The organism is Pectobacterium brasiliense (assembly GCF_016950255.1).
GTDB classification, from domain to species: domain Bacteria; phylum Pseudomonadota; class Gammaproteobacteria; order Enterobacterales; family Enterobacteriaceae; genus Pectobacterium; species Pectobacterium brasiliense.
This window is the reverse complement of sequence record NZ_JACGFN010000001.1, coordinates 1,321,126-1,340,318: the sequence shown is the minus strand read 5'-3', so window position 1 is coordinate 1,340,318 and position 19,193 is coordinate 1,321,126. Positions and strand designations below refer to the sequence as shown.

At 54.5% G+C, this 19,193-nt stretch carries 15 protein-coding genes; 4 read left to right on the top strand and 11 right to left on the bottom strand.

Annotated features, from left to right (window positions below):
- Positions 1-161 precede the first annotated feature (161 nt).
- The 4 genes from H4F65_RS06125 to H4F65_RS06110 all read right to left on the bottom strand — a co-directional run bounded on the left by H4F65_RS06125 (position 162) and on the right by H4F65_RS06110 (position 5,147).
- Positions 162-2,171 (bottom strand): TonB-dependent siderophore receptor, encoded by a 2,010-nt coding sequence (locus H4F65_RS06125; protein ID WP_039320373.1) that lies wholly within the window; start codon positions 2,169-2,171, stop codon positions 162-164.
- A gap of 197 nt (positions 2,172-2,368) precedes the next feature.
- Positions 2,369-3,646 carry an MFS transporter gene (locus tag H4F65_RS06120; RefSeq protein WP_010286591.1) on the bottom strand — a complete coding sequence of 426 codons (1,278 nt, stop codon included), beginning with the start codon at positions 3,644-3,646 and terminating at the stop codon, positions 2,369-2,371.
- Positions 3,643-4,065 (bottom strand): hypothetical protein, encoded by a 423-nt coding sequence (locus tag H4F65_RS06115; protein WP_010286593.1) that lies wholly within the window; start codon positions 4,063-4,065, stop codon positions 3,643-3,645. Before H4F65_RS06115 ends, H4F65_RS06120 begins: the two co-directional genes overlap by 4 nt.
- Before the next feature lie 113 nt (positions 4,066-4,178).
- Positions 4,179-5,147, bottom strand: coding sequence for a helix-turn-helix transcriptional regulator (locus tag H4F65_RS06110; protein WP_010286595.1), 969 nt, complete (start codon positions 5,145-5,147; stop codon positions 4,179-4,181).
- Between the two features lie 231 nt (positions 5,148-5,378).
- On the opposite strand from H4F65_RS06110, the gene H4F65_RS06105 reads away from it, so the two are divergent.
- A complete protein-coding gene (locus H4F65_RS06105) occupies positions 5,379-7,217 on the top strand; it encodes an ABC transporter ATP-binding protein (protein WP_010286597.1) in 1,839 nt (612 codons plus the stop codon).
- Positions 7,217-8,989 (top strand): ABC transporter ATP-binding protein, encoded by a 1,773-nt coding sequence (locus H4F65_RS06100; RefSeq protein ID WP_010286600.1) that lies wholly within the window; start codon positions 7,217-7,219, stop codon positions 8,987-8,989. Before H4F65_RS06105 ends, H4F65_RS06100 begins: the two co-directional genes overlap by 1 nt.
- A gap of 17 nt (positions 8,990-9,006) precedes the next feature.
- Here the strand turns inward: H4F65_RS06100 and H4F65_RS06095 are convergent, their stop codons facing one another.
- On the bottom strand, positions 9,007-9,744 hold the full coding sequence (locus H4F65_RS06095; RefSeq protein WP_010286603.1) for a helix-turn-helix transcriptional regulator: 738 nt from the start codon (positions 9,742-9,744) through the stop codon (positions 9,007-9,009).
- A 616-nt stretch (positions 9,745-10,360) separates the two neighbouring features.
- On the opposite strand from H4F65_RS06095, the gene H4F65_RS06090 reads away from it, so the two are divergent.
- Positions 10,361-10,975, top strand: a complete 615-nt coding sequence (locus tag H4F65_RS06090) for a TetR/AcrR family transcriptional regulator (RefSeq protein WP_010286635.1) — start codon at positions 10,361-10,363, stop codon at positions 10,973-10,975.
- On the opposite strand, the gene H4F65_RS06085 is transcribed toward H4F65_RS06090, so the two are convergent.
- From H4F65_RS06085 to H4F65_RS06065, 5 genes are read right to left on the bottom strand one after another with little or no spacing between them, the layout of a single operon-like run.
- On the bottom strand, positions 10,953-11,597 hold the full coding sequence (locus H4F65_RS06085) for a PqiC family protein (protein ID WP_010286638.1): 645 nt from the start codon (positions 11,595-11,597) through the stop codon (positions 10,953-10,955). The two genes, H4F65_RS06090 and H4F65_RS06085, sit on opposite strands and share 23 nt — an antisense overlap.
- On the bottom strand, positions 11,594-13,240 hold the full coding sequence (locus tag H4F65_RS06080) for a PqiB family protein (RefSeq protein WP_010286642.1): 1,647 nt from the start codon (positions 13,238-13,240) through the stop codon (positions 11,594-11,596). Before H4F65_RS06080 ends, H4F65_RS06085 begins: the two co-directional genes overlap by 4 nt.
- Complete coding sequence (locus H4F65_RS06075) at positions 13,237-13,860, bottom strand: paraquat-inducible protein A (protein WP_039320378.1); 624 nt, start codon at positions 13,858-13,860, stop codon at positions 13,237-13,239. The genes H4F65_RS06080 and H4F65_RS06075 overlap by 4 nt, the downstream gene beginning before the upstream one ends.
- The gene (locus H4F65_RS06070; protein WP_010287706.1) at positions 13,850-14,485 is read right to left on the bottom strand and encodes a paraquat-inducible protein A; all 636 of its coding nucleotides are present in this window, start codon (positions 14,483-14,485) and stop codon (positions 13,850-13,852) included. The genes H4F65_RS06075 and H4F65_RS06070 overlap by 11 nt, the downstream gene beginning before the upstream one ends.
- A gap of 36 nt (positions 14,486-14,521) precedes the next feature.
- A complete protein-coding gene (locus H4F65_RS06065; protein WP_039320383.1) occupies positions 14,522-15,184 on the bottom strand; it encodes a DUF3313 domain-containing protein in 663 nt (220 codons plus the stop codon).
- A 541-nt stretch (positions 15,185-15,725) separates the two neighbouring features.
- Between H4F65_RS06065 and H4F65_RS06060 the strand changes: the two genes are divergently transcribed.
- Positions 15,726-16,691 carry a chemotaxis protein gene (locus tag H4F65_RS06060; protein WP_010284402.1) on the top strand — a complete coding sequence of 322 codons (966 nt, stop codon included), beginning with the start codon at positions 15,726-15,728 and terminating at the stop codon, positions 16,689-16,691.
- 160 nt (positions 16,692-16,851) lie between these two features.
- On the opposite strand, the gene H4F65_RS06055 is transcribed toward H4F65_RS06060, so the two are convergent.
- Positions 16,852-19,041, bottom strand: coding sequence for a TonB-dependent siderophore receptor (locus H4F65_RS06055; RefSeq protein WP_010284403.1), 2,190 nt, complete (start codon positions 19,039-19,041; stop codon positions 16,852-16,854).
- Between the last annotated feature and the right edge of the window lie 152 nt (positions 19,042-19,193).

Sequence of the window (19,193 nt, the reverse complement as noted above, 5' to 3'; positions counted from 1 at the left end):
CCAGTATGGGGCAGCGGCGATGTCATTAATATGACTTTGGTGAAAGGAGAAAGGCTAATCGGTAACGGATTGTAAGAGAGAATGGTGGTGGAATGGCACATGACGCGGCCTTTTAACCTACATAGTAATGTGATTAAAAGGCCGCGATAAAACGACAGGAATCAGAACAAGTCAACCCGTACGTCCACGCCAACGGTTCGGCCTTCGTTGACCTGTGCGTAGCCCGATGTACCGCTCATAAAGCCAAAGGTGCGGTAGCGACGGTCGAAGACGTTATCCACATAGCCGGCGATATTCACCCGAGCGGTGGCCTGCCAACTGAGGCGCAGGTCGGTGGTGGTATAAGTCCCCTGACGCAACGCGTTATCGCCGTCGAAGTAGTGCGGCCCTACCACGTTGAAGGCCAGACGCGGCATTAACGCGCCGAACGAGGTGTCGATCAGTCCGTTCAGGCTAGTGCCAGCCCCGTAGCGCGGGACGAAAGGTACACGTTTATCCTGATAGCTCTCACTGTCGCCAGCGAATTCAGAGCGGACATAGGTGCCGTTGATATCCCATGACCAGTTGGGAACGAACTGCCACTTCAGCATCATTTCTACGCCGCTGGCGTCGGCGCTACCTGCGTTGCTGAGCGTTTGCATACCGACCGGGCCGGAATATAGCTGCATATCACGCGTGTGGGTGTGGAACACCGCGCCCTGAAGCTGCACATCGCCACTCTGATAGCGCGAGCCGATTTCATAGTTAATCGATTTCTCTGCACTATACGGAATGGCCTGCGTGCCAGCGGCAGGCGAATAGTTAAAGCCCGTTGGCTTGTAGCCCTGCGCGACGCGGGTATAGACACGCCAGTCATTGTTCAGCAGATAGCTGGCGGAGAGTTGTCCCAGTACCTGATCGTCATCGACGCTATTGCGGTCACCCACGTTCATGCCGGAGAACTGCTGGCGATAACGGGTTTCGGCTCTATCGTGCGATACGCGCAGCCCGCCGCCCAGATCGATGCGGTCGGTCAGATGCCAGGTCAGATCGCTGTAGGCGGCTAAGGTCTCCGACGATGTGTTGGCATTGCTTTTCATAAACGGAGAACCTGCCTGGATGTAGGTCAGATCGAGTTTCTGACGCGTGTTCTGCCGGTAAAGGCCGAATACCATATCCACCGCGCGGCCTGCGCCGTGCGTGGCGGCTCGCAGTTCCTGCACGTCCTGATTCCAGCGCTCCGGCATATCGGCAATCAGCGTACCGTTCGGGAAGGTGCGGTCGTAATTCTGCTGCTGCCATGCACCGATCAGGCTGAAGATCCAGTTATCGGTGGTGTATTTTCCGCTTAGCGACTGGCTGTGCGTGCAGCGGCGCAATGTCGGGTCGGGTGCGCCCGCAGCGATCTCCAGCGTCCGGTTTTTGGCATCGCCAAACGGCAGATAGGTATCCTGCGTGGCGCGCGTGCAGTCTTCCGTTAGTGCCAGACTGGTTTCCCACGGCTGACCCTCAGGGGCCAACCGCAGTCGAAGATTCCCGACGCTGGATTTTGTACCGCCGAGATTGTCGCTGCCCGTGGCGGGGTTGGTCATCGCGCCTGAATCGACCTGACGCAGCAGCGTAACGCTGCCATACAGGAGGCCATCCTGAATGGGGCCGCTGAGGTTGATTTTACCGTGATAGCCGTCGCGGCTGGCGACACCGCCTTCTACATAGCCACGCGGCGTGCTGTCCGGCTGCTGAGTCACGATGTTGATAATGCCACCCTGTGCGCTTTTACCGTACAGCGTTCCCTGCGGACCTCGCAGCATTTCGATGCTTTCCACATCGGAGAGTGCCTGTACGGTGTTAGTGGCGAGTTGTGGCACACCGTCCACGTAGACCGTCACCGCCGGGCTGTAGAAATCCTGGGCGGAAGACACGCCGCGCAGTGAGATGGAGGGGAACAGCAGGCTACCGTTATTGCCGAGGTTGAGGCCGGGCATCACACGGGTCAGCTTGTCAGTGCTGGTAACGCCAGCATCTTTCAGCTCCGGTGCCGTCACGACGGTGGAGGAGACATTATTGGCCGAGGCGGAATAGGGCGACTGTTTGCTGGCGGTGACAACAAGCGTATCGTCCTGAGCGGCAAAGGCACAGGAAGAGAGAAATATGCCGGTTAAGGCAAGCGGATAAAGACGCGTTATTTTCATTATTAAATCCCTGAAAAGACTAAAATCGATGTCAAAGGCAACGGTTTTCATCACGTCACGCTTTATTGCGGTACGAAAAGCGCGTAAGACAGAGAACGATGAAAGTTAAATGATAATCGTTTGCGTTTTTTGAGCTACCCGTATCGGGTCTATTTCAACCCGAATACAGTAGGCTTCCTGCCCGTTTTTCCGTTTTGTTAATCCTGTCCCTGCCGGCTTATGATCGCTGGTGCAGCACCGTCAGAAAACGCGCGGGAAAGCCGTACAGATAGCCGTTTGGCAGGCCACAGGCTGGCGACGGCGAAGCAGGCCAGCACGCCCAGCGTGGTCTGGTAATTTGTGTGATGCGCTAACTGGAGCGCAGCAATCGACACGATCATGGCGACAGCCGCATCGGTCGATTGAAACAGCGCATAGTCGGAAGCAGGCTGATGCGGTCTGACTAAGCCCATCAGGGCGTTGTATAGCGTGACAAACCCGATTGCGGCAGCCAGATTGACCACGCCAAAGATCGCGATCCAGGTGTTCAATGAATACAGCGGGTAGCCGACGGCTAGCACAATGGCGAGCAGAGCGTGCACGACCATGACGGGCAACAGACAGCGCAGCGCGCCCATACGGCGAATCAGGACGTTGGCGAGCATAATCCCTACGCCGCTGACGGCGGTGCTGTACACGGTCATGACGATGCCCAACTGGCTCAGGCTGAGTTGTCTGTCGATCAGCATGACGGTCTGTAGCGCCATCATGCCGCGCATCGCCAGATAGAAAATGGCCGTGAAGGTTAATACTGGCCAGAGCGCTTTAAACGTCAGACAGTTGAGCGTTGGGCGTGCGGATTTCTGACTCTGACGATCCGGACTCTGACGATCCAAAGTCTGGTTGTGCTGAATAGGGGACTGCTGGATATAGCGCAGTGGCAAGATGAGCATCAGCAGCGACAGCCCCGCCAGTGCGAAGAAGCCGCCTTGCCATCCTGCCTGTTCCGCAATACTCAGGAACGCATAAGAGCCGAACAGAATACCCAGATAGCTGCCGCCGACCTGTGCGGTATTCGCCAGCGCGCGACTGGCGGCGCTGGTGGTGCAGATCGTGATGCCGTCGGCATAGATATCGTGGCTGGCGGAGAGCAATGCCAACAGCATCAGCGCCATGATGATAGTCAGGACAGAGTGCTCGGGGGAGATGACGCCAATCACAACCAGCGTTGCTGCCATCGCGATCTGGAGCAGCACCAGACTGCCTAAATAGGGATTACCGCGTAGAGGAAGCGCGTGACGCTCGCCCCACGGTGCCCACAGGCATTTAGCAATCCATGGCAGAAAGGTCAGCGACAGCCAGCTTAGCTGCGCAAGATCCAACCCCGCGTGGCGAAAATAGCCTGCCACGCCTTGCATAATGAGTGCGGTGATCATGCCCTGATGGAGGTAGAAACACCAATAGGGCAGGTAGCGTGTCATCGAATTGGGCGTCATGGTTTGTCGCGATCCAGCAGCATTATCGCCAGCGCCTGTGCTTCAAGCGAGGTGGCGACGACAAAATAGGCATACGGCGCCTGCCCAGACTGCGCCCAGTTCTCCGCCCATTCCACGTACTTTTGTCTTTTGGTTTCGTCGCTTTCGATGCGAATCGCACCCGCACAGTATTGCTGTTGTAGGCTGACGTTATCGCGCGTCCACTGAAGATAAGCATTCATAAAATCAGGGGAGCGATGGGGCAGGTCGGCACCCGTCATACAGAGAACAAAGCGTTCTTGCGCAGCATACAGCTGAGCGATCTGCGCCATATAACCCGCAGATTTATCATCGGGCACCTGTTCCGGCATGTGTAAGAAGACCACCGGCCAGGCGTCTGTATCAAGGAAAGGATGTGGCGTTGCAATGGAATCGGGCATGGGGGTTTCTCCGGCTTATTATGGAGAAAATGATAATCATTCGCTGTTGCGGCGCTACCCGAATCCAGTCTATTTGTACCCGTATCAGGATGAACGGGGACGTTGGCGATCGACTAAATGTTTAGGCGCTTGAAAGCAGAAGGCGTGACGCCAAACTGCTTTTGGAAGGCGGCGCTAAAGTGGCTGGCGTTGGCGTAACCCAGATCGGTGGCGACCACCATGACGGGCGCGCCCGTGACAAACAGCCGACGCCGCGCTTCGTGCATACGTTCGGCCTGAAATAACCCATAGATACTGTTATTGAAGAGTTGACGGAATCCGCGTTTCAGCTTGAGTACGCTTAATCCGGTTTCTCTGGAGAGCATGGCGATAGTAGGAGCCTGTGACAGATCCGCCAGCAGTAAGTCTTTGGCCCGCAACAGCTTTTGGCGATCGGCCAGGCTGAGCGTGTCCTGCTGGGGAACCGCGTCGGCATGTCCGGCGACGGCGAGACTCACCAGAATCATGCTTTGCCCCAGTAGCCACAGCGGTGAATGGCGGTTTTCACCGGTCTGCTGCGGGTGCGTCAGGCTGGACAGCGCGTGGCTTAACACCTGCGCGGTTGCCCGCATTTCGGCATTGCAGTCGCAGTGGGTGCAGAGCCGACCAGAGTCCAGCTGCTGTTGCAGGTTACCGGTGAGATCCGGCACCCAGTTAGCCAGTAGCTCAGGGCTCAGCGACACCGTGACGCTTTCAAATTGTCCGGCGTAGGATGACGTACCCTGACAGTCTGGGGTATAGCTAATACAACCCGATCCTTGCTTCAGTACGTGTTCCCGTCCCCGATCGCCTTTCAGTGCAAATTGCGAATCTCCTTGCAACGAACAGGAAAAATTGATGCGTCCCCAGTCGTCATGCAAATGCATGGTGGTGGGCTGTCGGAACTGTCCGCGCCACACCAGAATATCCAACCCTTCCTGAAGCGTAGCGCGCAGAAGGCTACAGTCCGCACCGGTATCCGGCCGCATGACGTGCAGTTCAGCGATCAAATTCGAAATGGTGACTTCAGGCTCGCTGGTGGCTTTCAGTGGGGAGGCATTCAATGGACAGGCTCCTGAAGAGACGGGTTGCGAACATCGGACGATCCGGTAATTGGACGATCATCGCACCGCAGTTGATGACGGTAACCCGTACCGATTCGGGTAGAAATCGGCTCGAATCGGGTAGATACGCAATTGAGAATAGTTATTATTCCTGACTTTATTGCCGCCGTCGAGTTGATTTGCTTGTCTTGCAGGTAAGCGACTGTGCGGGAAGGAGAAAAGAGAACAACTATGCCACATTCCGCTGTTGAGGGCGGTTCATCCGCTGCTATGCCGTCTTCTATGCCACAGAACCGAGCCTGGCACATTATGCACCCCGTAAGAGGGCAAATTCGTTTGGCGATGTGTCTGTCGGGGCTGTCGGTTCTGGCTGGCATCGCATTTCTGCTTTTTCTGGCGTGGAGTATCCAACTGCTGATCGTGCAACCCGCGTCATGGCCGCTGTTGACGATGGTCGGGGCTGTACTGTGCCTGTGCGCCAGCTATCTGCTGCGTCTGCTGGCTTTTAATCAGTCTCACTACGCCGCATTTCGGCTGGAAAATCAGATTCGCAGCGCGTTGGCGGAACAGCTGGCGCGGATCCCGCTGGGCGAGGTGCAGCGTCTGGGCACCGGTTCGCTGGCGAAGATCGTGCAGGATGATGTCAAAGCGCTCCACCTATTTGTAGCGGACAGCACGCCGCTCTATGCCCGCGCCTTTGTGGCACCGCTGTGCACGGGGGCGTTACTGTTCTGGCTGGACTGGCGTTTGGCACTGGCTGCTTTGCTGGTGCTGGTCATCGGTGCCGTGGTGCTGATGCTGGCGATGCGCAATGCCGGTGAGATGAACCAGCGCTATAACCACGCGCGGGAAGAAGTCAGTACCGCCGTGATTGAATTTGTGCAGGCAATGCCGGTGGTGCGCACCTTCGATACGGGTGCGTCAACGTTTGGGCGCTACCAGCAGGCGCTGGAAAATTATCTGGACGTGCTTACGCGCTGGTATCAGCAGGCGGGGTTCTCGGCGCGTTTCTCTTTCGCGGTGCTTAACCCGCTTCCCACGCTGTTGGTGCTGTGCTGGGTGGCGTACGGTTTCTATCACGCCGGCGAGCTTGATTTCAGCCTGTGGATCGCGGTGCTGCTGCTCGGCAATGGTATGGCAGAAGCGGTTATGCCGATGATGGCGCTGAACCATATGGTAGCGAAAACCCGATTGAGTATCAGCCGGATTCAGGACGTGCTGGCGCTATCGCCGCTGCCGGAAGCGGAAAGCGATGCCCTGCCTGCCGATGCCAGCGTGAGCTTTGAACAGGTGAGTTTCCGCTACGACCAGCATGCGAACGACTGGGTGCTGGAGGAGGTCAGCTTTCAGGTGCCGGCAGGCTCGGTTACGGCGCTGGTCGGGGCGTCTGGTGCAGGGAAAACCACCGTAGCGCGGCTCATTCCCCGCTTTTGGGATGTGACGGCTGGGCGCATTTTGATTGGCGGCGTTGATATCCGGCAGATGAAAACCGCCACGCTCATGCAGCAGGTGTCGTTTGTTTTTCAGGAATCCTTCCTGTTTGCGGATAGCATCGCTAATAACATCCGGCTCGGCTTGCCTGAAAAAAGCATGGAAGAGGTGATTGCCGCCGCGAAGGCGGCACAGGCGCACGATTTTATCATGGCGTTGCCGCAGGGTTACGACACGTTGGCGGGTGAGCGCGGCCAGTTCCTGTCCGGCGGACAGCGCCAGCGTATCGCTATCGCTCGGGCACTGTTGCACAACCGGCCGATTCTGGTGCTGGACGAACCGACGGCCTTTGCCGACCCGGAAAACGAGGCTGCGCTGCTGGCGGCGCTTGGCATCCTGATGCGGGGTAAGACGGTCATCATGGTGGCGCACCGTCTGTCGACGATTCGTGATGCTGACCAGATCGTGGTCTTCGACCGTGGACGGCTGAGCGAGTCTGGTCGTCATGACGAGCTGCTGGCGGCACAAGGCCGCTATAGCGAACTGTGGCGACACTATGAGCAGGCACAGAACTGGGCGTTAGGCAACACACCGAGCAGCACATCGTCGAGCAGCGGACAGTCAGGAGATCGCGCGTGATGAACAAAAACCATACCGTCATAACGACGCAGTTATTCGCATGGTGGCACACGTATCGTCAATTGGAGCGGGTGACGGGTTCACAATCTCGGCTGTTCCGTCGGTGTTGCGTAAGCCTGCTGGCAGCGGCTGTTGCGCAGGGGGTGGCGCTGGCGTGCCTGTTTCCGCTACTGTCGGCGTTCACCCACGCGGCGGCTTCCCGCGAGATAGCGATCTGGCTGGTACTCATGACATTTCTTAGCCTGTTGACGCTGGCGCTGCGCTGGTATGGTCAAGGATTTGAATATCGCGGGCAGCTTGCGGTGGCGACTCATGAGCTGCGTATGCGTCTGGGAGAACAGCTGCGCAGTATGCCGCTAACCACGCTCCAGTCCGCGCGGGCGGGGGATATCAACGCGCTGCTGCTGGGCAGCGTGGATGAGAACCTGAACTATATGCTGGCGATAATAAACCAACTGCTGTTGGCTATCGTGACGCCCGTTGTGATAGCGCTCGTCATGCTGATGGTGGAGTGGCGATTGGGCGTGAGTTTACTGCTGATCTTTCCCGCCATCGCGCTGCTTTATCGCTGGCGGCGACCGGCATTTGCGCACACGATGCAGGCGCTGGCGGAGGCGAATCAGCAAACCAGCGCCGACATTGTGGAATATGTGCAGGGGCTCGCCGTTCTGAGAACCAGCTGTCAGCAGGCTGAACGTACATCTTTGCTGCGTCAGCGTTTTCAGCATCTACAGCAGATACAAACGTCGGCTCACCGCAGCGGTGCCAAACCCGGCGCGGTGGTTGCCAGCGTCGTGGAGTTAGGTCTTCAGGGCGTACTGATTCTGGGGATCAGCGGCGTTGTAATGGGCGCGTGGGATGTTGCCATCGTCGCCGCGATGATGGTGATTGTGGTGCGCTTCTCTGAACCGCTGGCGACGTTTGTCAGTTATACGGCCGTGCTGGAATTGATTAATACGGCGCTGCATCGCATTGACGATCTGCTGGCGATTGAACCGCTTCCCGTACATCGACCTGTCGATGTGCCAATGACGCATGCGGTTACTTTCGAGCAGGTGAGTTTTCGCTATGCCAACGAGGCTGAGGCGGTGCTCGATAGCGTGGACATTGTGCTGCCGGAGAAGGGGATGACGGCGTTGGTCGGGCCGTCGGGCTCGGGGAAAACGACGATAACGCGACTGCTCATGCGTCATGCGGATCCGCAACGTGGACGCGTGTGTATTGGCGGTGTGGATATTCGGCACATTCCAACGCGTGAAGTGAATCGGCTGATTTCCGTGGTGTTTCAGGATGTCTATCTGTTTGATGATTCGGTGTTGGCAAATATTCGAATGGCCCGCCCGGATGCCAGCGACACAGAGGTCGAGCGGGCTGCCGAGGCTGCCCAGTGTCTGGATTTTATTCAGCGGCTGCCGCAGGGATGGCAAACACGGCTGGGCGATATTGGCGGCAGATTATCTGGCGGCGAACGGCAGCGTATTTCGATTGCGCGGGCATTATTGAAGGACGCGCCGATTGTGATTCTGGACGAACCGACGGCGGCGTTGGATACCGAAAGCGAGCTCGCCGTACAGCGGGCGATTGACAGGCTGGTTCAGGACAAGACGGTCATTGTCATCGCGCATCGGCTATCGACAATTGTGGGCGCACATCGAATTCTGGTTGTCGAGAATGGGGGGATTTCCCAGCAGGGAACGCATAGCGAATTACTGCGTGTTGAAGGCCGTTATCGCGCGCTGTGGAACGCGCAGCAGTCTATCTCACTAAGGTGAAATAGACTTGATAATGACTATAACGGTTCAGGTTTAATGAGCTGTAATTCTACGCCCAGTCTGATGGCGTGTTTGGCATTCAGCACGCCCAGTTTTTTTACCACATTACCAATATGGAATTTCACGGTGCTGATTTTGATATCCAGAATCAGCGCAATTTCCGGGTAAGTTTTTCCCATACTGGCCCAGTACAGAATTTCGTTTTCGCGCTGGGAGAAAATCTCTTTTTCACCTTGTTTTTTGCTTTGAGTGCTTTGCGTCATCTCTTTGTAAAGCGTGGTGATTTTCTCATGGACGGCAATAAGCAGCATTTGCAGTTTGTCTTTGTTTTCCTCAACAATATTTTCCATATCCGTTGGCGCGTGCTCTTCAAACATAATCGATAACGCCGCCAGATGATTATTGTTGTCATGCAAGACAAAGGTGTAGCCATTAACAATATCGTACTCTTTTGACAGATTAAAAATCTTGGAGAACTTCAGCTTAGAGTTAATAACGATGTTGTCTTCCCAGGAGAACGGCGAGACTTTATTTATCGCCGTCAAAATAACCGGATCAATATGCTGATAGTTATTTTCTTTATAGGTATTAACCCATTCCTGCGGGTAATTTGAGATGATCACAACCTGAGAGGGGTTCTTCTTGTTCATGATCATATAGGCGTATTTCAGGTCGCCATACTGCTTTAATTTTCGGCCGAGATAGCTTTTTATCGTGTTATTGATAATTTCATTGTCAGAGCAAAATACAGACATGTAACGGCCTCAATAAAAGCGAGAAAGTACCCATGATATAGATGGCATCCTAAAAGTATAGTGCTGACCTATACCTAAGTCTAACTACTGTTACCCCATGATATCACTTATAATTTTTTCATGAACAGGACAATTTATAAAAAATTTAAGAAAGTAAATTTTAAAAAAATTGTTACAAATTGATTTGCCAACCCAGGGAATTACCCATAATTTTGTTCCTGTTCTGTCTACTGAATTTAGGGTGTGTGGTATCAAGCCACACGCCCTAAAAACAGCTCTCCCGTCATACTTCAAATTGCATGTGCGTTGGCTTTTCTCGTTCACCCCAGTCACTTACTGGAGTAAGCTCCTGAGGATTCACTGCGTTGCCGCCTTCCTGCAATTTGAATTATTTAGGGGTATTCCGTCATTCGGAGCTGGATAGTAAATAATCCGTTTTCGCTTATCAACCCCCGTCGTCCTTTGCTGTTCATCGTCATGCCTTTCTCCCTATTCTCCCGCCGTTACAGGCTGCAATGCTGCGTTGTGTAAAGAGGCGGCGGCGAGGCTAATGTTTTGATAATATTGCTATATCGAATCCTATTTTGCTCGTCAGCATCGGCTGGCAGGAGTGATGATGAAAGTCCGCACTAAGGCTCGTCGTGAGGCCATTGTCAAAACGGCGGCGCAGCTTTTTCAGGAAATGGGCTATGAACGCGCTACCATGAATGAGCTGGCGAAGCGGGTCGGCGGTTCCAAGGCGACGCTGTATGGCTATTTTTCAACCAAAGAAGAACTGTTTACGGCTGTCGTTCGTGAACATGCGACCATGCATCTGTCCGAGGCAACGGCGGAGCTGATGACGGACACGCTAGCAGCCGAAACGTTGGACGTGCAACTGACACGCTTCGGCGAACGCATTCTGTACGTGTTGACCAACGATAGCAGTGCGATGGCAATTTATCGGATGGTGGTGGCAGAGGCTGGGCATTCTGATATTGGTTCGCTGTTTTATGATTCTGGTCCAAAAGAGAACGTCGATAAACTTTCTGATCTGATGGCGGCGGCGATAGCACGGCAGGAACTGAAGCCGGGAAACCCACGTTTGCGGGCGTTACAGTTTTTGGCGCTGCTGACGGCAGAAATCGATGATCGTATTTTCCACCGTCATTTACAGCCAATAAGCCTCGACCGCATCCGCGAGATCGTCGGGGATGCGGTCAGCATGTTTATGGCCGGCGCGGCGGCGTAGGGCAGGTGCCTTGGCGATCCGGCATCCAGCGGGTCGCCGTTGCGGCGATCTGCTCCGCTAGCCGCGTGATGACCTGCTGCTGAGCGCGCAGCATGGCGGTATCACTGTTCGCCGCCTGCTCGGTAAACTGGCTTCTACAGAGCAATCGTGCGCGCTCATCTTCTTCCCCAACGGCGCTTAGGCTCCAGTCGGCCTCAAACATCACCGATTGGCCGGGCCAGCTATCAAATCGCCGAACCTGCAGGTGAATTCTGACCACCGGCGTGTCTGCCGAACGCACCAAGCCTGAAACGTCCTGCGTGTTGAGACGCTGCGTCAGATCGGCGGAAAGCGCGGTACGGATTTCCTCACTCAGCGGGCTGAGCCAACGCTCGTTATCCAGCACGACAGCACCGCTATCACCTTGTCGAATAACGATCTGCGACGTATCAAGTTGTGCCGGGACGCCAACAGGCAGCACATCGATGAAAAAGGGTGCTGCGTGCGTTGTGTTTGCCATAAAGGATAGGGTTGCAACGGGCGAGGCGGGCGTCAGCAGCGTGTGGTAACGCACCGGAGGCGACGAACAGGCGCTCAGCAACGCAATAACGGTAATCGATAAGAGTAGTGCCACTCGTTTCATCTTGAAGATCCTTCTCGGGAAAGGGGATCGCGGTTCAATGCCGCCGATGAGGCATCACTTGGTCGCCCTTGCAGCAGCGACTCCGGGTGACGGTCAATCTGCTCGGCCAGACTGCGCAGGGCGCGCAAGGTGCGCTGAATTTCCTGTAGTGACTGTGTGATGCCTAGTTGCAGCGGCGAATCCTCTTCCAGAACATCCTGTGCGCGGCGTGTGGCCTGCTGCATGTTTTGCATCAACCGATTGGCCTCCGGCAATGTCTGTCCGTTAACCTGTCGCAGCGCTTTATTGGCTTCGACCAGCGTAGTGTTCATGTTGCGGCCGATCGCATCCAGCGGCAGGTTATCGATCTTGCCGATGATACTCGCCATCTGCGTTTGTAACCGGTCAAATCCCCCATCGACGGTTGGCAGCACTAACGGGCGGGCGTTGAGATCAAACGGTGTCTTCGCCGCATCGGGCACAAAATCAAGTGAGATATAGAGCTGTCCGGTCAGCAAATTGCTCGGTGCCACCTGTGCACGCAGGCCGTGTTCAACCAGATCGCGCGTAAACTCAGCCGTTTGCTGTTCGAGCGACATCGCTTGTTTAGGTAACTTATCCAGCACGTTGCCGAGACGGTTAGGAAACACGTCAATGCTGACGACGGTTGGAAAGCGATAGCCCGTTTTGTTGTAATCCAGCTCAATGGCGGTCACGTGGCCGATTTTGACGCTGGAAAATTCAACGGGTGCACCGACCTCCAGACCGTGCAACGAACGGTCAAAGCGGAGTTTGAAGCGGGTAGGCGGGCCATCCGGTGGTGACAGGGCCGATTCTCGATCGCTCGCCAGCTTGTAGGTGGTCAGCGGTTCTGGTCGGGCAATCGTGTTGTCCAGATCGGGCGTGGAAAATGCGATGCCGCCGGCCATGACTGTCGCGAGGGTTTGTGTTCTGAGACGAAAACCGTTGGCGTCTACCGAGAGGTCTACTCCGCTGGCATTCCAGAAGCGGGTATTTGGCGTAACAAAACGGTCGTAGGGTGCATCAATGAAAACCTGAAGCTGGACGCTGCGACCATCGCGATTCAACTGGTAAGACGCGATGCGGCCGACGGGGATGCGGCGGTAGTAAACCGGCGAACCGCTATCCAGCGATCCGAGATCGTCCGCCTGAATGATAAAACGGCTGCCCGGCATGCCGTTAATCACCGCGGGTGGCGACTCTAAACCGATAAATTGAGTTTCTCCCTGAGTCGATTCGCCTTTATCGGCCCCGATATAAGCGCCGGAAAGCAAGGTATCGATGCCCGTCACGCCGTTGATGGCGACGCGTGGACGAACCACCCAAAAACGGCTGTCGACATGCGCCAGACTTTCCGCATTTTTATTGAGCTGCACCGTGACGAGAACCTGCTGACTGTCCTGACTCAGCGAGATGTCTTTTACACTGCCTACCACGACGTCTTTATATTTGACGACGGTGCGGCCCGCCTCAAGACCGCTTGCGCTCTGAAAGGAAATCACGATTTCCGGCCCGGTGTCCGACCAGGTGTGAATCAGCATGGCGAGCCCCGTTAGCATGGCGAGCGCCGGTACCAGCCAGATTAATGAGATTCGCCAGCGTTGGCGGATAATCACCGGCTCGTCGGGTTGTTCGTGGATCATGTCTTGTCACCTTTCCAGATAAGACGCGGGTCATAGCTCATGGCAGATAGCATGGTCAGTATCACCACCAGCCCAAAAAAAAGAATGCCGCTGCGAGGTTCCGCTTCGCTCAGCGGCGGAAATCTGACGAGCGCAGAGACGGCGGCAATGACGACGACATCCAGCATGGACCAGTAACCCACCCATTCCGTTAGCCGATACAGTGCCGCGCGTTCGGCCATCGCTTTACTGCTTTTTTGGCGAGACATGACGAGTAGCAGGCCGAGAATCAGAAATTTCATACAGGGGATGACAATGCTGGCGGTAAAGATCAGCAGGGCGATGCCGTAATCGCCGCTGTGCCAGAAATCCATCACGCCGCTTAGGATGGTGCTTTCGCTCTCCAGTCCGAACAGGCGGGTATACATCACGGGTAACACGTTAGCGGGAATATAAAAAATCAGGGCGGCGACCAGTAACGCGCAAGAGAACGTGGTGCTGTCTTTGTGGGAAGACGTCAGACGCGACTGGCAGCGTGGGCAGCGCGCCGCGTCGTGCGTATCGGCATCATGCTGGCAGACGAGGCCGCATAACGGACAGGCAACCAACGACAACGGCTGGGCGGACGGATTATCTTTCATGGCTGACCACGCTGCGGTTGCTGTCCGTGGGCACCAGCGACCACAGCGTGCGAAGCTCCAGACTGTTGACGACGACGAGTAGCAACATCAGTGCGGCCAGCGCCCAGCAACCCGTTCCCGGCATGACCTGCATAAAGCCGGAGAGCTTGATGGCGGCGATCAGAAAGCCCAGCATCGCAATCTCCAGCATGCTCCAGGGACGAAGCCACAGCAGTATCTTCATCACGGGAATAAAACCGGGCGCACAGCGGCCTTGGTTGGCGAACATCAGTATCCAGCCAGTCAGCATGATTTGCAGAAATGGGGCAGTAATCAGGAGAAAAAAACAGCCTATCGCCAGCGGCAAGGTCGCCCCGTTAGCCAATGCGAGCGCCGCTTGCCACAGCGTGGCCGTATTCTGTAGCGCATGAAAACTAACGCTCAGTACCGGATAGCTATTCGCGATAAAAAACAGGATGGCCGCCGTTTGTATCAGCGCCAGCCGATGCCCGATATTCATCCAGCCTGAACGATAAAGAGTGGCCTGACAGCGCGTACAGCGTGCCGCCTCACCGGGATTTAACGCCCGGTAATGATGCACGCTGTCGCAGTGCGGACAGATAATTAAGTGGGGATAGATTGTCATCATGCTGTTCCGCACCGTTGTCTATTCGTTTTTCGCTTACTTCAGCATGTCCGCCAGTTCTTCAGCGGCTTTATCGATACCGACTTCCGCAGCACTCAGTGCGCCCACGCTGGCGCTGACGTTCATGGCGTTCGGATACTGCTTCGCGACATAGGCATTGAGCAGTTTGTTGGTCGTCGCATCATAAATTTCAACGGCATAGTTCACAGATCCGTTGAGCAGACCTTCTTTGCCACGGATGGACTGCACGATGTTGTAGGGCCCGCCAGCCAGGTCGAATTTGGTAAACGTACCGGCAACCGGCGTGGTGGTGTCGGCACCCGTCAGCGTCAGTTTCAGCCGTAATGTACCGGGGGCAGGCGAAGTCACTTCGTTGAAACGAGAACGCAAGGTTTTACTGAACGTATCCTGCATATAGGTGGCCAACGACTGCTTGTCCTGCTGTGACATGTCCTTGAACTGGTTATCGCTGCCCTGATAAATGCTGACCGGATCAATGATGATGTGAGTGTATTGCGTCCAGTCGACGGGCGTGGTGTAGCGGTAAGGAATGCGATCCGCGTGCTCACCTGAGTTTTGCGTCAATTGCGAAGACGATGCGATGCCGCTGTAGCGCACGGGGGGATTACTCGCGCAGCCCGCGAGTACGACAGCCAGCGCCAATACGGTAGGACATGCAATCCGGGATAATGTGAACATATGAGAATCCTGTAAAGAGAACCGCGAAATAGCGTGAGAACACGCAGCCTTAGCCACACGACGTCCAGTCACGCCAGCCGCTTAGGTACCAGAGCACCTTCACTGTTGCTATGCGTAAATGTCGGCATGCGTACCTTTTTAAAACTAAACTGTACGGTATGTTTTTAGTTTTTTCTGACCGCGGTGTCAAGAGAGGGGTGAGGTTTTCTTCTCAGGCAACATTTCTGTCACGATTTGGGATAAGGTGTTGGCAAATTCTGCCGATATTAATGATTCAGGGAATGTTATCTACACTTTAAGGATGCTAGCCGACAGTGATACTGAAGAGGGCTGATATCCGTCTACTGGTCCGATGATTAGCATCGTTGGATGATAAGGTTGACACACTTAATAAATATTTACGTTTGACGCTGGATAAGATTGAAGAACACGACTATCACGTACAGTGGAGCGGTCGGATGTTGGTTCTTGTTTGCTCACATCTCGAATGTTGCCTTGTTACGGTGTACCTATAATGACAATGACTCGCACTGAGGAAAGCATGGATAATTTTCAAAAAGAAATTGATGAGAGAACAAACCTCACCTCTGCTAATAAATTTGAACTCTTATTATTCCAACTGGGCAAATCACCTGAAGGTGGCAAATCTGAGCTGTTTGGCATCAACGTGTTTAAACTGCGTGAAATAGTGCCGATGCCTACGCTGACCAAAGCGGCTGGCATGAAATCGCCGATGCTGGGCATGGTCAACATTCGTGGACAAATCATTCCCGTTATCGATCTTCCTGCCGTAGTCGGCAGTTCATCAGAAACCGGCCTGAACATCCTCCTTATCACAGAGTATGCACGTAGTACGCAGGCATTTGCCGTAGAATCAGTCGACGATATCGTGCGTCTGGAATGGAGTCAGGTTCTGGCCGCTGAAGCAGGCGTGAGCAGCTCTTATATCACCAGTATTGCGCGTCTTGATAACGATAAAGACAGTAACCGTCTGGCGCTGGTGCTGGATGTTGAACAGATTCTGTTTGATATCATTCCTGGCGATCGCGAAACCAAGCTCAAGAACGCAGAAGAGAAAATTTACCCTTATACGCCAGGTGCGATTGCGATTGTGGCGGAAGATTCCAAAGTCGCTCGTTCGCTGCTTGAGCAGGGGCTAACCCAGATGGGCATTCCGTTTAGTATGCACATCACCGGACAGGATGCCTGGAACAAGATTCGACAAATTGCGCAAGAAGCACAGTCAGAAGGCCGACCTATCTCGGATAAGATCTCACTGGTTCTGACCGATTTGGAAATGCCGGAAATGGACGGCTTTACGCTGACAAGAAATATCAAGCGTGAAGAATATCTGAAGAATATTCCCGTCGTGATTCACTCTTCACTGTCCGGCAGCGCGAACGAAGATCACGTACGCAATGTTGGTGCGGATGCTTACGTCGCGAAATTCGAGATCAACGAACTGTCGTCTGCGATTCAGACCGTGCTGAACAAAGTACGCCGATAAGTAGCCGAGCGATGGTGTGACCACATTCGGCCTTTGCCTCCTCCTTGACGGGAGAGGGCAGAGGCCGATTTTTTTTAGTCGCTAATTATCTGAATAGTGTGCTTTCTGGCTCCTGAATACGCCGAACCAGAAAGGTGTTACTGCCAGAAAAATATGACGATTAGAATGAGGTAGTGACCCCCGCATAGTAGGCGCGTCCCGGCTCATTGTAGGTCGACGCACCTTTTGCTTCGCGATAAATCTGCTTATCAAACAGGTTACTGATACCAGCATTGACGCGCAGGTTCTTGCTAAACTGGTAGTTCACTCCCACGCCCGCAACGGAGTAGCTGCCGATTTCGCGCGAAGAAAGCCCACCAGCCTGGCTCTCTATATGGTTCGTCGCGTACTGACGTGGCTTTTGCTTGCCGTACATCGTCCAACTGACGTTGGCGGACAGTTTATCCGTAGCCTGCCAGTCCAGCATCGTATTGACGGTGTATTTCGGGATGATCGACAGCGGATTACCGGTATCTTTATTTTTTGACTCAATCATATAGGTGGCGTTGGTGCTCCAGTCTAGCGTGTCCTCAATCACCGGCACCAGCAGGTTGGCTTCCAGCCCTTCTACCAGCGCTTTACCGCCATTTTCCCAACGTAAAATCGCCGCATTTGACTGCGTCAGCCCGAGAATATCGGTGCCAGAAACAATCTTGTTTTTATAGTCATTGCGGAAGTAGGTCACACCTGCCTGCCAGCCGGCATGTTTGAATTCCAGACCGATTTCTTTGTTGACGCTGATCTCGGGATCCAGATTGTCATTGCCCGCCAGGTAGCAGCTGCCGCCGTTATTATAATCTACGCCGAACGGGCAGCCGTTACCGCGCGAATAGAGCAAATAACCGGTAGAGGATTGGTAAAGATTTGGTGCTTTAAAGGCGCGTGCGATACCGGCTTTCACGCTGAACATCTCGCCCAACTCCTGCTGAATGTTCAGGCTGGGGCTGTAATTACCGCCGAATTTATCGTGATAATCGAAGCGCAGGCCGGGAATCACTTTGGTGCCGGGTACGACTTCGATGTTGTCTTCAAAATAGAGCGCACTGAGTTCGGCGCTATTTTTGCTGCTGCGCTGAGCAGGGTTGACGGATGTGCCGGGGATCGTATCGCCAGTCGTTCCTGTGTAGCTGCTGGCGGAGGGATCGTTTAGCTGCTCCCGATTCCACTCTGCACCCAGTGTGAGCGTTTGTTCGGCCCAAAGATCAAGCGGAATATTCAACTCACTGTTAATACGCAGATTTTTCAAACGGCTGGTACTGTAGCGATCGCTATTGATTGAGCCTTCAAAGCGGCCGAATAATCCTTCGTCAAGCCGGGTGTTATTGGTTTGGTCATAAGCGAGACCCAGCTTGGATTGTCCCCAATCCCAAATACCGTTGTGCGTAATGGCATAATTCTGGCGGTACAGTCGGTTGGTCTCCGCTCCGCTTTTTGCCAGACTTTCGGGGATGACCCCTCCGCCACTGAACTGTGTATCGCCGGTATAGATATTGCCCTGACGGCTATAGCCCGCTTCAACATCAACGATCTGCTGTGGTGAGAGTTTCCAGGACAGTAGCGTATTGAGGTCTTTATTGCGCACGCCTTCACGCCCGGCGGCGGCAGAACCGTTCTGGTTACGGTTGATATCCCAACTGTCAGAATCGGTTTTATTGATATTGCCATACAGGCGCATGGTGAGCGCATCACCGGCCAGCGGGCCGCTCAGGTTGATATTGGCGCGACGTGTGGCACCTTCTTTGCTGTTTTCTGGCTGATTGCCGTACAGCGAGAGTGAACCGGTCCAGACGTTGGATGGACGTTTGGTGATGATGTTCACCACGCCGCCAGCCGCACCGGAACCGTAGCGTGCCGCCGCCGGACCACGGATAACTTCAATGCGTTCCACTTCTTCTACTGGTACCCAGTTAGTATCGCCTCGGGTATCCCGTTCACCGTCCCAGGCGTAGCGAATCGCGTTACGTGAGGTCACCGGACGACCATCAATAAGAATCAGCGTATTTTCCGGCCCCATTCCGCGCAGGTCGATCTGGCGATTGTTGCCCCTGGCCCCGGTAGCGCTATTGCCGGTGAGATTCACGCCCGGCATTTTGCGGATAATGTCGGAGAGATCGTTAACGGGCGGCGCTTTTTTAATATCGTCCGCCGTGATGATCGACACCCCTGGCTGCTGTTTTAATTCCTGCTCGGCAGTGGCCTTGACGGTCATCACATCCTCGTCGGCGGCCTGCGCCGTGCCGACGTGTGCGCCAAGTAGCCCGGCAACGATCAGTGCCAGTGGTTTTATGGTATGGAATTGAGGTTTGTGCATTTTTTATTTTTCATCCCTAACGACGCGCATATGTACGAATGCAAACGAGAGTTATTTGCGTTTGATAATTTGGCAAAAAATAGTACATATGTACAGTTTTTATTGTGGCGGGCAGATAGAGAGAAAAGGAAATCGACAATCATTGAGGGGTA

Coding starts and splice junctions, on each gene's coding strand:
- H4F65_RS06075 (WP_039320378.1), bottom strand. CDS start 13,860: ATGAAAGATAATCCGTCCGCCCAGCCGTTGTCGTTGGTTGCCTGTCCG.
- H4F65_RS06065 (WP_039320383.1), bottom strand. CDS start 15,184: ATGTTCACATTATCCCGGATTGCATGTCCTACCGTATTGGCGCTGGCT.
- H4F65_RS06055 (WP_010284403.1), bottom strand. CDS start 19,041: ATGCACAAACCTCAATTCCATACCATAAAACCACTGGCACTGATCGTT.
- H4F65_RS06070 (WP_010287706.1), bottom strand. CDS start 14,485: ATGACAATCTATCCCCACTTAATTATCTGTCCGCACTGCGACAGCGTG.
- H4F65_RS06120 (WP_010286591.1), bottom strand. CDS start 3,646: ATGACGCCCAATTCGATGACACGCTACCTGCCCTATTGGTGTTTCTAC.
- H4F65_RS06100 (WP_010286600.1), top strand. CDS start 7,217: ATGAACAAAAACCATACCGTCATAACGACGCAGTTATTCGCATGGTGG.
- H4F65_RS06090 (WP_010286635.1), top strand. CDS start 10,361: ATGAAAGTCCGCACTAAGGCTCGTCGTGAGGCCATTGTCAAAACGGCG.
- H4F65_RS06115 (WP_010286593.1), bottom strand. CDS start 4,065: ATGCCCGATTCCATTGCAACGCCACATCCTTTCCTTGATACAGACGCC.
- H4F65_RS06095 (WP_010286603.1), bottom strand. CDS start 9,744: ATGTCTGTATTTTGCTCTGACAATGAAATTATCAATAACACGATAAAA.
- H4F65_RS06080 (WP_010286642.1), bottom strand. CDS start 13,240: ATGATCCACGAACAACCCGACGAGCCGGTGATTATCCGCCAACGCTGG.
- H4F65_RS06125 (WP_039320373.1), bottom strand. CDS start 2,171: ATGAAAATAACGCGTCTTTATCCGCTTGCCTTAACCGGCATATTTCTC.
- H4F65_RS06105 (WP_010286597.1), top strand. CDS start 5,379: ATGCCACATTCCGCTGTTGAGGGCGGTTCATCCGCTGCTATGCCGTCT.
- H4F65_RS06085 (WP_010286638.1), bottom strand. CDS start 11,597: ATGAAACGAGTGGCACTACTCTTATCGATTACCGTTATTGCGTTGCTG.
- H4F65_RS06060 (WP_010284402.1), top strand. CDS start 15,726: ATGGATAATTTTCAAAAAGAAATTGATGAGAGAACAAACCTCACCTCT.